The sequence below is a fragment of the Pseudomaricurvus sp. ABR4_320 genome (assembly GCF_056159445.1).
The window spans coordinates 132,961-146,781 of record NZ_JBSWVF010000002.1 but is presented as its reverse complement, the minus strand read 5'-3'; the positions used below and the strand labels follow the sequence as shown (position 1 = coordinate 146,781).

Genomic DNA, 13,821 nt, shown 5'->3' with positions numbered 1-13,821 from the left:
CGGTAAAGAAGACCTCGCGTTAAGACTGTCAATATCAAAAACTGGGCGGCATTGTAATCGAATACAATCACTCGCGTCATGGCGGCAGAAAAGTACCACTTACCGATGAAAAATGCACTTGCAGAAGACGTGCAAAGACGTTTAAATGGTAGCGCTACCAAATTACAGATAAAGATAACGCAACATCCAGGCACCCGCATATCATGAAAACCGTACTCGGCATCGACCTCGGCACCCAAAGTCTCAAACTGCTGTGCTATGACTTTGAATCCAAGCATTGTGTAGCGAGCGCTACCGCCCCTCTGGATGTGCATCAGCGCGACGACGGCACTGCCGAGCAAGAGGCTGGTGACTGGTTGCTGGCGCTAAAAACCTGTTGCGCAGAATTGCCTGACTCGATCAAATCTACAATCGCCGCAATCGGCGTCTCCGGTCAGCAGCACGGTCTGGTCGCCCTGGATGCCGAGCACAAGGTTATTCGTCCCGTTAAACTCTGGTGTGACACCTCCACCCAAGCAGAAGCCAGTGAGCTGGAGCAACGACTGGGCGGCAAAGAGGCCGCGATCGCCGCTACCGGTAATCCGGTTCTCACCGGCTATACGCTTCCGAAAGTTCTTTGGCTAAAAGAACACGAGCCCGAAAACTATCAACGCCTGGCCCACATTTTACTGCCTCACGATTATTTAAATTTTGTGCTTACCGGCGAGTACGCCATGGAATATGGAGATGCCTCCGGCACAGGTCTCCTCGATGTCCGCTCTCGCACATGGAGCAAACAGGTACTCGATGCCCTGGATTCTGATCGTGATATGAGCAGTTGCCTGCCGCCCCTGATTGAACCACACGAATTTATCGGTGAAACCAGTAAAGAATTTGCTGAAAATTTTGGTTTGCCCGCAGGTATTCCTGTCGCTGTAGGCGGTGGTGACAACATGATGGGCGCCATTGGCACAGGAGCGGTTATTCCAGGTCGGGTAACCATGAGCCTTGGCAGTTCCGGCACTCTATTTAGCTACAGTGATTCACCCATTGTCGATCCCGAGGGCGAGATCGCTGCATTTTGCAGCTCAACAGGTGGCTGGCTACCACTGCTGTGTACCATGAACTGCACCTTGGGCACAGAACTTATTCGCAATGCCCTGGGCATGCCGCTTGCTGAAATTGACCATCAACTCGCGGAGGTTCCCCCGACATCTGATGGTCTGCTGGTCATACCTTTTTTTGCGGGCGAGCGCACCCCCAACTTACCGCAAGCCCGCGGCACCATGTTCGGAATGAGTCGCTTAAACACACAGCCAGCTCATCTATTGAGAGCCACCATGGAAGGATCCACCTACTCCATTTATCGAGGCGTAGAAAAATTACGTGAGCTGGGCGTTGCCACAGAGGCCATCACATTAACCGGAGGTGGTGCCCGTAGCCAAGTCTGGCGGCAGATGGTCGCCGACATCTGCCAGTTGCCCGTCGACGTTCCCTTGGATTCCGAAGGCGCCTGTTTTGGCGCCGCTCTACAAGCCCTCTGGGTACTTCAAAAACAGAAGCATCCAGAACTGGAATTGGTCGATATCACCAATGCCCATATCGATTCCAGTCAGTTTTTACGAATTGAACCTAACCCGCAACATAAAGAAATTTACCAACAAGGCTACGCCAATTTTCTGAACGCCCTGCCCCATGTGCGAGCCTTTTATCATTGATCGATCCGTTGATCGATATCGCTTAAAGTCCACGACGTATTGAGATAAAAATTCCTATGAAAACGAAACTGTTTATTGGCGACCACGAATATTTTCCTAGCATATCCAGCATTCCCTTTGAAGGCCCTGAGTCCGACAACCCACTGTCGTTCAAGGTGTATGACGAATCACGCCTGGTCGACGGCAAAACCATGCGCGACCATCTGCGGTTTGCCGTTTGCTACTGGCACAGTTTCTGCGCGGACGGCGCCGACCCCTTTGGCCCAGGCACCCGTTTACAGCCTTGGAAAGAAAGCAGCAACCCGCTGACTGCAGCAGAGCACAAACTGGATGCCGCCTTTGAGTTTTTCTCAAAATTGGGCGTGCCCTACTACTGCTTTCACGATCGTGACCTGGCCCCAGAGGGCAACAGCGTCAGCGAAAGTGAAACCTATCTACAGCACATGACCGAACTCGCGAAAGTGCGACAGGATGCCACCAACATCGGCCTGTTGTGGGGTACGGCTAACGTCTTCTCACATCCTCGCTATATGAACGGCGCATCGACCAACCCTGACTTTAATATCGTCGCTCACGCCGGAGCACAAGTGAAAGCGGCGCTGGATGCCACCGTGGCACTTGGCGGCGAAAACTATGTTTTCTGGGGCGGTCGCGAGGGTTATGCCTATCTGTTTAATACCAATACCGCCAGAGAGCTGGATCATATGGCTCAGTTTCTGACCATGGCTCGCGATTATGGGCGCTCCATCGGGTTTACCGGCAACTTCCTCATCGAGCCCAAGCCTATGGAGCCCATGTACCACCAGTATGATGCCGATGCCCAAACCGTTATCGGTTTTCTCCGTCATTACGGACTCGATAAAGATTTTAAATTAAATATCGAGGCCAACCACGCAACACTGGCGGGGCATACCTTTGCGCACGAACTGCAAATGTGCGCCGACGCCGACATGCTAGGCTCTGTCGATGCCAATCGCGGCAACCCGCAAAATGGCTGGGACACGGACCAATTTCCTACCGACCTCTACGATACCGTACAAGGCATGATGGTGATTCTCGCCAACGGTGGATTAAAGGGTGGCGGATTAAATTTTGACGCCAAGGTTCGCCGCGAATCCACCGATCTGGAAGATATGTTTATTGCTCATATCGGTGGCATGGACGCCTTCGCAAAAGGTCTCCTGGTCGCATCAGACATTCTCAATAATTCCGATTTAACGCAACGAGTCCGCGATCGTTATGCCAGCTTCGATACTGGCCCAGGCAAAGCCTTCGAAGAAAAAGCCCTGACGCTGGCGGATTTACGCGATCACGCCAGCAATACCGGCACCCCTAAAGTCACCAGCGGCAGACAAGAGTTGATCGAGAATCTGATCAACAACCACATCTACCGATAACCCTAACGAGGTCATCGACAAACGAATGAATATGGATGCGCTAAGTCAACTAAAGCAGCTCTCGAAAGTGGTCGCCGATACCGGCGACTTCGAGGCAATCAAAGCTTATCAACCGGTGGATGCCACCACCAATCCGTCGCTGCTGCTCAAAGCAGCACAGTTACCCACCTATCGACCCCTGATCGAAGAAACCGTCAACTGGAGTCGACAGCAAGCCGGCGATTCGCAAAGTCAACTCGATGCCTGTGTGGAGAAATTGTCTGTCGCGATTGGCTGTGAAATTTTGCAGCACATTCCCGGCCGGGTATCTACGGAGGTGAGCGCCAGGCACTCCTATGATAAAGACGCGATCATCGCCAGTGCTCACAGAATTATTGGCCACTATGACGCAGCGGGGATTCCTGGGAATCGTGTTCTGATCAAAACCGCGGCAACCTGGCAAGGCATAGAAGCGGCGCGCGTGCTCGAAGCAGAGAACATCCAATGCAACATGACGCTGTTATTCGGCTTTGCTCAGGCGCTGGCCTGCGCTGAGGCCGGCGTGTATCTCATTTCACCGTTTGTCGGTCGTATTCTGGATTGGTACAAGAAGGAAACCGGGCGCAGCTACTACCCCCCTGAAGAAGATCCCGGTGTTCAGTCGGTTGCCCGAATCTTCAACTACTACAAGGAACACCAATATAAAACCATCGTCATGGGGGCCAGCTTTCGCAATACCGAACAGCTGATTGCTCTTGCAGGCTGCGATCAACTCACCATTAGCCCGGCGCTACTGGAAGAATTGTCGTCAAGCGAAACCAAGGTAGAAATAAAGCTGGACGCAAAAGCGCCACTCATCTGCGGTGAAAAATACGACATCGATGAATCTGAATTTTTATGGCAAATGAATCAGGATGCCATGGCGACAGAGAAGCTAACGGAAGGCATTCGTGGATTTTACAAAGACGAGCAGACATTAAAAGCGTTTTTAGCCGACGTTTAACCTGTGCAGGGGGCTACCCTGCACACACTCTTTCGATCAGACCACAGCACCAATTTGCCAGGGTAAAAATTCGTGATTGCCGTAGTCCAGCATTTCACTTTTGGAGCGCTTGCCGGAGGCGATATCCAGAAACTCCTGATAAATTAAACGGCCACACTCGGCGACAGAAAGATCGCCATCAAACACCTGGCCGCAATTCAGGTCCATATCTTCACGCATGCTGTCGTACAGAGGTGTATTGGTGGCTAACTTCAAACACGGTGCCGGTTTGGACCCAAAGGCCGAACCGCGCCCCGTGGTAAAACAGATCAAATTGGCACCAGAAGCCATTTGCCCCGTCACAGATACCGGATCGTAGCCCGGACTGTCCATAATCACCAGACCGCGCTCTTTGAGTTCGGCTGCATATTCAAACACACCATTGAGCGTGGTCGTTCCGCCTTTCGCCTGTGCCCCCAAGGACTTTTCCAGAATCGTCGTCAATCCGCCCGCTTTATTACCAGGGGATGGATTGTTGTTGAGTTCAGCACCGTTTTTACTGGTGTAATCCAACCACCAGGCAATTCGATCATTGAGCCCCTGAGCAACTTCTGGGGTTCTCGCTCGCTGTAAAAGCAAATGCTCGGCGCCGTAAATTTCCGGCGTCTCTGACAAAATACCTGTACCACCCTGCTGTACCAACAGATCTACCGCGGCCCCCAAGGACGGGTTCGCCGTAATACCGGAAAGTGCGTCTGAACCACCACACTGTAAACCAACCACCAGCTCACTGGCAGGTATGGCTTCGCGTTGTAACTGGTTCGCGGCTTTAATCATCTCCCGCACAATATCAATACCGGCAGCAATGGTATTGCGAGTGCCCCCTTCGTTTTGAATGATCAGGGTACGGAAGCCATCGTCCTCAGTCATGCCTTCTCGCTGCTTGAAATCACCGAGCTGCATTACCTCGCAACCCAGCCCGATCATCAAAACACCCGCGAAATTCGGATGCTGGGCATAGCCTCGATAGACACGATTTAGAATATCAAAGCCCGTGCCTTTACCCATCCCACAACCCGTTGCATGGGTAAACGCAATAACACCATCAACGTTTGGGAATTGATCCAATTCACCACTGTGCATAAAGTGATGTTCGATCATTTTGGCGACGGTCGCCGAACAATTCACACTGGTGATAATACCGATATAGTTGCGCGTACCTGCTTTGCCGGAGGGACGACGATAGCCTTGGAAAAAATCACCTGCATCTAACACGGTAGGATTTTTCGCGACCACCTCGTCTGCCACCGGTGGCTCCACCGTGCGAGAAAAACCCGTCTCAGGCATTCCACAGTTCTGCGTATGAACGTGCTCCCCCTGACGAATGGCCTGAGTAGCAATTCCAATCACCTGATTGTATTTGCGAACAGCCTCACCTTCGACAATATCCCTTGTCGCCACCTTGTGAAAGCGCGGCACAGGTGTCACCACCTCCGCACCATCCAGCTCCGGCAACAACACGCCAGCCCGCAGATCACTGCGAGCGATACAGACGTTATCCTGTTCATGTAATTTCAGCGTAAGGGACATAACTCAACTCAACGAGGGTTCATAATCCCCTCTTGCGAGGGGTGGAAATCAAGCGGATTCCCGACAGATTAACTGGGGAACAAAGCGTGTTGGCAATTCATCCAACATGTCATCACGACCGGTAATGGTCGCGATCAATTTCATTGCAGCAGTACACGCCATATCCGCATTTGGGCGCGACAAGGTCGTCAACGATGGTCGCAATCGAGCGGCCATCGGCTCGTCATCGTAGCCAACCACAATCAAATCTTCCGGGACTCGCAAACCCAAATCTTCTGCCGTGTGCATCGCGGCAATCGCCATCTGATCGTTACTGGCAAAGATAGCGTCCGGCGGGTTCTCTCCACCGAGCAGCTTTTGTGCGCACTCGCGGGCGGTTTCGTAGCTGAAGTCGCCCTCTGCGATCAGATCTTTGCGAATCTCAATATCATACTCCGCCAGAGCATCGGCCAAACCCTCATATCGTTCCGCAGAAGCCAGTCGATGAGAGGGCCCCAGAATAATGGCGACCCGCTGACGCTTCTTTTCGTGAAACAGATCTGCCACCTGCTTCATCGCTGTACGATCATCGGAAATGACGATACGTTCAGGCACATCAATTTGTTTGGCCGCCAAACGCACATAGGGAATTTCGTTTTCCACCAAGGCATCTGCCAGCAGATTGCTGCCGGAAATCGGCGGCATAATGATCAGGCCATCGAGCTTGGAACGAGATACAAAGCCCAGAACTTCGGAAACCAACACCTCACTCTGATAATCGATCGGGTGTACAACCATTTCGTAGCCGTATTTAGAGCAGACGCTCAAAATACCTTTTTGTACCGAGTGAATCACAACGGCGTTGGGTTCGTCGTAGAGCAAACCCAACATATAGGAGCGACTGGATGCCAACCCGCGCGCCTGTTTGCTGGGTGAATAATTCAGCTCATCAATGACCTGAAGTATTTTTTCCCGGGTTTCCGGGTTGACCTTCGGCGAATTATTGAGCACCCGCGAGACGGTTCGTTTGGATACTCCCGACAACCTGGCAACATCGTTGATAGTAGCCGGACCTTTGTGTTCATTCGCCATTCTTCAATTCTCATCCTAGAGACGGTTCCTACACTCAACTGGCCTCATGCCGTCAGGAACCGCCTCAGCTGTTACTCCATCGCCAGCGTTGTCACCTCTGCACCATTGATGCTGACATTGTGCAAATGCACTTCACTGACGTTTTCTACGATACCCATGGCATCCGCCTGGGCAATTATACAGTTATTGAGGGTCAAGCCGCGCACGGGATTATTCGGAAAGCCCCGCAATACAAACGCCCGCTCGGCCTGCCCTACTTTCAGGTTGTCTATTTCAACATCCTTAACGGTTGGAGGAAAGTCACCGTCTATCCCCTCTTCGTAGTAAAAATTAACGACAATAGCATCCTGCACATGCCCAACTTCGATATTGTCGTAGCGAATATGCTCAATCAGACCGCCTCGGGCGGCGTTGGTCTTGATCCGAATGGCTCTTTCAAGCTCTGGACTGCTCATCTGGCAATTGCGAGCGTGGAGATTGCGAACCCCACCCGAAATTTCGCTACCCATGACAATACCGCCATGGCCATCGCGCATGGTGCAGTTCTGGATAAGGATATTTTCACAGGGCTTACCGATACGGCGACCATCATTATTGCGCCCAGACTTGACCGCAATACAGTCATCACCGGTATCAAACGTACAGTTGTCAATCACCACCCGATTACAGGATTCCGGATCGCATCCATCAGAATTGGGACCGTGACTCAAACAGGTAACACCACGAACGGTCACATCGTCGCATAACACCGGATGCAACAGCCAGAACGGGGCTGCGGTTACCGTAATATCTTCAATTAAAACGCGCTTGCACTCGTAAAATTGGACAAATGAAGGGCGCAAAAAACTGCCATCGGCGAAGACTCGCTCGGCAACGGGAACCCCCTCTTCTGCCATCCGGAAAAGCTCGGCCCGCGCGACTTTTTGATCTTGATCTGGATAGTAATTCCACTCCTGCTCACTGTGCTGGCCTTTCCAGGGCCACCAGGTATCAGCATCGGCATTACCATTGAGCGTACCAGCCCCTGTCACAGCAACATCTGACTGACGATAGGCATAGATCAGCGGCGAATAGCCCATCATTTCCATACCTTCCCAGCGAGTATACACCGCGGGCAGATATCGCTCAGGATCTGTGTAAAAGCTCACCTCGGCACCACTGCCGACGTGCAGTTCCACACCGCTGAGCAGGTGGATAGGCCCGCTGCGGTAAACGCCTTCGGCCAACACCACACGCCCACCACCGGCTTGATGACACGCGGCTATCGCAGCGGCAATCGCCTCTGAACAATCCGTAGATCCATCCGCCTGCGCACCAAACTCTTCTACAGCGAAGTCACGCTCTGCAATAATGGGCAACTGAGTCTGCGCGAGAATATCGTCGGCACTCAACCAATTCACAGAAGACTCGGGCGTGATCGCGGCGTCTGTTGGCCCCTCTGAATCACTCGTTGAACAGCCACTGATGACTGAGCCCACTGCGACCAGACCCATGGCCTCTACCAGTTTACGCCGGGAAAAAACAACCTTAGACACTTACAAAGACTCCTCGAACTTCAAATTTGGCATGGCAGACTCGGGAATGATGGCTCCGGCGTGCTGAATCACCTGCCCGGCGAGACGATTACCCGCAGCGGCGGCAATAACCGGAGATGCCCCTGATGCCCGCGCGCCCAAATAACCCGCGTTAAAAGAATCACCAGCCGCCGTTGAATCGATCACTTTGTCTACCGGTGTTGTCGACACCCATTCTGTCTGGGAAGGACTGCTGACATAAACCCCTTTCGCGCCCTCCTTAACGGCAACCTCTTCCACGCCGTAACTGTGCAACCGTGCTGCCGTTGCCTCGGGCGTGGTGTCGCCAAACAACATTGCCTCATCATCGAATGTGGGCAGCACAATGGTCGCCAGGCCGCAAAGCGTTGAAAACGCCTGCTGGGCGGCAGAGGCATCACGCCAGCCACGGGGGCGGTAATTACCATCGAAGGCAATACGCCCCCCAGCAGCTTTATAGGCTTGTAGACCAGCCAATAGCCGTGCGAAGTCTGATTCGTTGTACAGCGACAGTGTAATGCCGGATAAATACACCAAATCAACCTTCTGCAACCCGGCAAACACACGCTCTGCACGTGTCTCGTCGGAGAACAGATCTCTGGCGGGAGCCTGCTGGCGCCAATAGTGGAAACTGCGCTCCCCCTGATCATCGGTCTGAATCATATAGAGACCAGGGTTACGACCGGCAAAGCGCTCCACCAAAGACGTATCGATATTTTCTGCTGCCCATTCCTTTAACAACCAGTCACTGTAGGGATCATCCCCCAGTCCAGTCACATAGGCACAAGCGACGCCCTGCCGAGTCAAGTACACAGCAGTATTCAGCGTGTCGCCACCGTAAGAAAACTGCAGCGGCATATTACGTTGCAAGGGCTGGCCGCCGGGGTTGGATAACTCCAGCATGCATTCACCGATAGCGGCAATCTTCCACATGAATCTGTCTTCCTTTCCTTATTTGATCAACCCGAAGTACGCAGGCAAAGCTTCACTGATTGCGGGCACATAAGTCACCAACAGCAAGGCAATAATCATCGCAGCGTACATCGGCAAGAGCGGCCGAATAATATTGACGATGGTCGTCTTGGCGATAGCGCAACTCACAAAGAGCACACTCCCCACCGGAGGCGTACAAAGCCCAATCGACAGGTTCAACACGATCATGATGCCGAAATGCAGGGGTGACATCCCCAACTGTGTCGCAACCGGGAGAAAAATCGGCGTAAAGATCAACACGGCGGGGGTCATGTCCATAAAGGAACCCACCAACAACAGCACAATGTTGATGATCAGTAAAATCAACAGAGGGTTGTCGCTCAGCTGCAACAGAAATTCAGCAACCCGGGTTGGAATATTGTGGTAAGCCAACAGCCAGGACATAGCCACCGAAGTCCCGACCAACAACATAACGATTGCGGTTGTCTCGGCAGACTTCAACAAAATGGGGTAAATGTCACTGCGGGAAATTTCTCCGTAGGCTCCCCAGGCGAGCGCCAACGCGTAGAGCACCGCGATGACACCGGCTTCGGTCGCGGTGAAAATACCGCCGAGAATACCGCCAATGACGACAACGATCAGAAACAAACTCGGCGCCGCCTGGATACCAGCACGAGCCGTCTCTCGCAGTGTTTTACGGCCCGCCGATGGATAGCCGTGTCGACGCGCCTGAACCGCGCACACCAACATCAACATTCCAGCAACCAGAATGCCTGGCAAGTAGCCCGCCACAAACAAGGCGGCAATGGAGACACCACCACTGGCAATCGCATAGACGATCAAAATATTGCTGGGAGGAATCAACAGTCCTGTGGTCGCGCTGGTCGCAGTAATCGCGGCGCTAAAATTCCGGTCGAAACCGTCTTTTTCCATCTCTGGCAGCATAAAGCCGCCCACCGCAGAACTGGCAGCCACAGCAGAGCCAGAAATTGCGCCAAACAGCGTACAGGACATGACATTCACAAACGCCAGACCACCGGGCACCATCCCCACCAGGCATTTGGCAAACTCAATCAAGCGGCGCGCAATGCCGCCCTGCCCCATAATCACACCACTGAGAATAAACAGAGGAATGGCCAACAAAGCAAAGCTGTTTAGCCCGCCGACCATGCGTTGCGCAATGGTCGCCATAGCAACACCGGGGTCCAGCGTTAGCATCAGCGAAGCCAACGTCGCCAAGCCAATCGCGAAGGCAACCGGAACGCCCAGCACCAACAGCAGGACAAAGACACCAATAAGCGTAAGTTCAATCATGGTCTCACCTCACTGACCTGTCCTGACTGTTCGGCGCGTAGCGCCTTTACCGATTCCAGCAGTGCAAGCACAGCGTAGATCGTCAGCATGATGCCGCTGAGCGGCAAACTGGAATACACAAACGACATGGGCAAATTAAGAGCTGCAGAATACTGCTTAAGCTCGGCCGTCAGCCCAACAATGACCAACCCACCGCCGATTAAAACCGTCACCGAAAATAAAATGACCAAAAGATGAATCAAAATGGTATGCCAGTGACGGGTAGCGCCCTGCAGGCGCTCAGCTAAGAGATCAAGCCCCAAATGCATTTTGACGTGATAGGCATAACTGCCGCCCAACAAGCCAATCCAAATCAAGAGAAAGCGTGCCAGCTCTTCCGTCCACTGGCTGGGGTCACCCAGCGCATACCGGGAAACAATCTGCCAGGTAACACACAGCACCATCAGTCCCATCAGTAACGCCAGAAACCAACGGAACGCTTTATCGACAACAGCAACACAGCGACTCAACATTAACGGTACTCCTGTATCCGATGAATCATGTCACCCAGGGGCGTGCCATCATAGGCAGCCAACATACCGGTAACTTTATCGGCGAACAGAGATTTATCGGGACGAATAATCTCCACACCGGCCTCTTCAACAGCGTCAAGAGCTGCTTGCGTATCTATGGTCCACTGCTCACGCTGAAAAGCGACAGATTCGTCGACAGCTTGCTGCAACCACTGGCGCTGCTGATCGTCCAGGTGATCCCAAACATACTCACTGATGATCAATAAATCGGGGACTGCACTGTGCTCGTCTAAAGTGAAATAGGGTGCGACCTCAAAGTGGCGCGACAAATAAAAACTGGGCGGATTATTTTCCGCGCCATCCACAACCCCCTGCTGCAAGGCCGTGTAGAGCTCTCCCCAGGAAACCGGTGTAGGACTGCCGCCAAGCGTCGAAATCATTCGCATGGCAGTCTGACTCTCCTGCACCCGGATCTTGAGTCCTTTTAAATCATCCGGAGTATTGATGGGCCGCTGAGTGGAATAAAAACTGCGGCTTCCGGCATCGTAATACCCCAATCCCAACAACCGAGCCGAGGACAAGGATTGCAGAAGCTCGTGGCCGATCTCCGAATCCAATACTGCCTGGTAATGGTCCTTATCGCGGAACAAGTAGGGGATGTTGAAGATCTTCATCTCCGGCACAAAGCCTTCAAGCGGGCTGGCAGAGACTTTCGTCATGGAAAGGCTGCCGATTTGCAGGAGTTCGATCAGTTCGCGCTCCGATCCCAGCTGGCCGCTGGGATAGATATCGATCGTCATGGCGCCGTCAGAAAGAGTCTCAAGCCGCTCTTTCATAAACACCATCGCCTTGTGTACGGTATGGGTTGGGTCTAAAGTATGAGCGAGTTTGAGCCGGGTTACACTGTCATCGACACCGCAGCCAAAAAGCGACAATGCCAACACTGGCAACAGCAGGCGCTGTAGGGTTTTCCGGAAAACAGAAGTTGAAAGCTGCAAGAACATGTCGTGTCCGATGATTCGTTATGTCTTTAGTTATCACGGCATTTGTAATTATGCTGAGCACGTAAATTACAGGTGACGCCATTCCTGCGTCACTGTGCCACCGGTAGCATAAATGGATTAACGACGACATGCAAGCGCGCTGTTTCACGCCAACAAGCACGGCCTTAGCAGACGATGCGACTGCCCTATTCTTATGAAAAATAGACCCTAGGCGCCAATCTCGTCACACAAGGCTATATATTTTGACAAATACTCAGGGTTGGAACGGTATTTATAGAGCTCAACTGCGTCGAATTCATCCCTCTGCTCATTTGGCGTTACACCAAACTCTCTGAGAGCGTCGTTGATCGATAGGATGCTGGAATCAACCAGAGCTTCCCCCCGATACATCTGGGCATATTGATCACCCACACCGCCAAAGTAATCGGTATAAATAATCGCATAGGTCGGATGTGACTGCCGTGAAATCTCTTTGGCAATCGCATTCAAAACGCGCTCTCCCGGAAAAACAGCTGGCAGACCTGTACTCTGAGGAAGCCGACCCACCGTATCGGTTCGTTTTTGCCAATATGCAGAATAGTAGTGATCCATATAACAAAGTTTTAAATGCCAAGGTAAATCCACCACGAGCAGATCCCACGCCGAAACTGCGCTTTTCTGCAACTCCCCCTGCAACACCATACCCGTTAGATTATGACTCATCAGATACCCTTACGCGTGAGATGACACCAGCCTGGCATTTGAATCAACTAGGGTCTGTTAACACGTTACTTTACTCTGCCAGCCATTTATACATGACATAACTGTCTACGTATCCTAACTGCTTGTGTTGATAGGCTTTTGGCAGCGTGCCCACAATCTCAAAGCCAAGCTTCTGCCACAATTGAACCGCCACAGAATTCGTCGAGACAACACTGTTAAACTGCATGGCCTTAAAGCCCAACTCAAGAGCAACCTTCTGGGAATGCTCACACATCTTGCGAGCAAGCCCCTTACCTCTCGCCTGCGTCGACACCATATACCCACAATTGCAAATATGGCGACTTGGGCCCATCGCGTTGGGCTTCAAATAATAAGAACCCAATACGGCATCATCCTCAAGATATGCGTAGGTTTGCAACGGTACTTCACACCACAAGCTGTAGGCTTGCTCTATCGTCATATCCGGTTCGAATGCATAAGTTTCCTGCGCTTGAATAACAGAGGAAAACGTCGACCAAAAAGACTCAAAGTGTGATTTTGTCATTTCTTGCAGCACGAGCGACTCCAATATAAACGGTTTTGATACATGTAAGGAAAGCAATCTCGTCACAAACACCAGTGTGCTATTTTAAAAGCGGACGGAAAAAAGATCGCTCGTAACTCAATATACAATCGACCTGGTCGGCATATTCAAAGGCTTTTAGACATTCGGGATCTTCAAGCGACTTTGACCGATAGTTTTCATAAGCGGCTAGACTATCGAAACTAAACAAGGCTAAAGCAACATTATTAGCGCCTTCGGACGGCAGAAAATAGCCATGATGTTGTCCTCCATATTTCGCGACTAACGGGATCCACATCCGAGCATATTCTTCAAAGCCTTCGGTTTTCTTGGGGTCTATAATATATCTTACATAACACGTGATCATGACCGACGCATTCCATCAAAATTTACAATACGAATTTAACGATCCTACAGAGCGCAGGTATAACTGACGCTGTTATCAAAAACTCAACGTCTATTGAGGCGTACTCTATCAAATCCCAATAGCACGACAAAATCCTATGAACACAGCTACTGTCGCCC

The 13,821-nt window shown here is 51.8% G+C and carries 13 protein-coding genes; 3 read left to right on the top strand and 10 right to left on the bottom strand.

Annotated elements, in window-relative coordinates; genetic code table 11:
- Positions 1–203 precede the first annotated feature (203 nt).
- The 3 genes from xylB to tal are packed head-to-tail and all read left to right on the top strand — an operon-like array spanning position 204 to position 4,076.
- Positions 204–1,697, top strand: coding sequence for a xylulokinase (xylB, locus tag ACXAFR_RS03945; RefSeq protein WP_475172187.1), 1,494 nt, complete (start codon positions 204–206; stop codon positions 1,695–1,697).
- A gap of 56 nt (positions 1,698–1,753) precedes the next feature.
- Entirely contained in the window at positions 1,754–3,094 is a 1,341-nt protein-coding gene (gene xylA, locus ACXAFR_RS03940) for a xylose isomerase (RefSeq protein WP_475172185.1), read from the top strand.
- A gap of 31 nt (positions 3,095–3,125) precedes the next feature.
- Positions 3,126–4,076 carry a transaldolase gene (gene tal, locus ACXAFR_RS03935; RefSeq protein WP_475172183.1) on the top strand — a complete coding sequence of 317 codons (951 nt, stop codon included), beginning with the start codon at positions 3,126–3,128 and terminating at the stop codon, positions 4,074–4,076.
- A 36-nt stretch (positions 4,077–4,112) separates the two neighbouring features.
- Here the strand turns inward: tal and ACXAFR_RS03930 are convergent, their stop codons facing one another.
- From ACXAFR_RS03930 to ACXAFR_RS03885, 10 genes are all read right to left on the bottom strand, one after another.
- A complete protein-coding gene (locus ACXAFR_RS03930) occupies positions 4,113–5,645 on the bottom strand; it encodes a UxaA family hydrolase (protein ID WP_475172182.1) in 1,533 nt (510 codons plus the stop codon).
- Between the two features lie 48 nt (positions 5,646–5,693).
- Positions 5,694–6,716 (bottom strand): LacI family DNA-binding transcriptional regulator, encoded by a 1,023-nt coding sequence (locus tag ACXAFR_RS03925; RefSeq protein WP_475172180.1) that lies wholly within the window; start codon positions 6,714–6,716, stop codon positions 5,694–5,696.
- Between the two features lie 71 nt (positions 6,717–6,787).
- Positions 6,788–8,251, bottom strand: a complete 1,464-nt coding sequence (locus ACXAFR_RS03920) for a glycoside hydrolase family 28 protein (RefSeq protein WP_475172177.1) — start codon at positions 8,249–8,251, stop codon at positions 6,788–6,790.
- Positions 8,252–9,202: a sugar kinase gene (locus ACXAFR_RS03915; RefSeq protein ID WP_475172174.1), complete on the bottom strand. Its 951-nt coding sequence runs from the start codon at positions 9,200–9,202 to the stop codon at positions 8,252–8,254. It lies immediately after the preceding gene.
- An 18-nt stretch (positions 9,203–9,220) separates the two neighbouring features.
- Positions 9,221–10,516 (bottom strand): TRAP transporter large permease, encoded by a 1,296-nt coding sequence (locus ACXAFR_RS03910; RefSeq protein ID WP_475172173.1) that lies wholly within the window; start codon positions 10,514–10,516, stop codon positions 9,221–9,223.
- On the bottom strand, positions 10,513–11,028 hold the full coding sequence (locus ACXAFR_RS03905; RefSeq protein WP_475172171.1) for a TRAP transporter small permease: 516 nt from the start codon (positions 11,026–11,028) through the stop codon (positions 10,513–10,515). The genes ACXAFR_RS03910 and ACXAFR_RS03905 overlap by 4 nt, the downstream gene beginning before the upstream one ends.
- Positions 11,028–12,032 (bottom strand): TRAP transporter substrate-binding protein, encoded by a 1,005-nt coding sequence (locus ACXAFR_RS03900; RefSeq protein WP_475172168.1) that lies wholly within the window; start codon positions 12,030–12,032, stop codon positions 11,028–11,030. Before ACXAFR_RS03900 ends, ACXAFR_RS03905 begins: the two co-directional genes overlap by 1 nt.
- A 207-nt stretch (positions 12,033–12,239) precedes the next feature.
- Positions 12,240–12,734, bottom strand: a complete 495-nt coding sequence (locus tag ACXAFR_RS03895) for a hypothetical protein (protein ID WP_475172164.1) — start codon at positions 12,732–12,734, stop codon at positions 12,240–12,242.
- A gap of 70 nt (positions 12,735–12,804) precedes the next feature.
- Positions 12,805–13,278 (bottom strand): N-acetyltransferase family protein, encoded by a 474-nt coding sequence (locus tag ACXAFR_RS03890; protein WP_475172160.1) that lies wholly within the window; start codon positions 13,276–13,278, stop codon positions 12,805–12,807.
- Positions 13,279–13,357: 79 nt separating this feature from the next.
- Entirely contained in the window at positions 13,358–13,663 is a 306-nt protein-coding gene (locus tag ACXAFR_RS03885) for an NIPSNAP family protein (protein ID WP_475172158.1), read from the bottom strand.
- Positions 13,664–13,821 lie beyond the last annotated feature (158 nt).

What these genes read in the sequence shown, in the direction of transcription:
- ACXAFR_RS03905 (WP_475172171.1), bottom strand. Translation starts at nt 11,028, where the DNA reads ATGTTGAGTCGCTGTGTTGCTGTTGTCGATAAAGCGTTCCGTTGGTTT.
- ACXAFR_RS03930 (WP_475172182.1), bottom strand. Translation starts at nt 5,645, where the DNA reads ATGTCCCTTACGCTGAAATTACATGAACAGGATAACGTCTGTATCGCT.
- ACXAFR_RS03925 (WP_475172180.1), bottom strand. Translation starts at nt 6,716, where the DNA reads ATGGCGAATGAACACAAAGGTCCGGCTACTATCAACGATGTTGCCAGG.
- tal (WP_475172183.1), top strand. Translation starts at nt 3,126, where the DNA reads ATGGATGCGCTAAGTCAACTAAAGCAGCTCTCGAAAGTGGTCGCCGAT.
- ACXAFR_RS03915 (WP_475172174.1), bottom strand. Translation starts at nt 9,202, where the DNA reads ATGTGGAAGATTGCCGCTATCGGTGAATGCATGCTGGAGTTATCCAAC.
- ACXAFR_RS03900 (WP_475172168.1), bottom strand. Translation starts at nt 12,032, where the DNA reads ATGTTCTTGCAGCTTTCAACTTCTGTTTTCCGGAAAACCCTACAGCGC.
- ACXAFR_RS03890 (WP_475172160.1), bottom strand. Translation starts at nt 13,278, where the DNA reads ATGACAAAATCACACTTTGAGTCTTTTTGGTCGACGTTTTCCTCTGTT.
- ACXAFR_RS03885 (WP_475172158.1), bottom strand. Translation starts at nt 13,663, where the DNA reads ATGATCACGTGTTATGTAAGATATATTATAGACCCCAAGAAAACCGAA.
- xylB (WP_475172187.1), top strand. Translation starts at nt 204, where the DNA reads ATGAAAACCGTACTCGGCATCGACCTCGGCACCCAAAGTCTCAAACTG.
- xylA (WP_475172185.1), top strand. Translation starts at nt 1,754, where the DNA reads ATGAAAACGAAACTGTTTATTGGCGACCACGAATATTTTCCTAGCATA.
- ACXAFR_RS03895 (WP_475172164.1), bottom strand. Translation starts at nt 12,734, where the DNA reads ATGAGTCATAATCTAACGGGTATGGTGTTGCAGGGGGAGTTGCAGAAA.
- ACXAFR_RS03910 (WP_475172173.1), bottom strand. Translation starts at nt 10,516, where the DNA reads ATGATTGAACTTACGCTTATTGGTGTCTTTGTCCTGCTGTTGGTGCTG.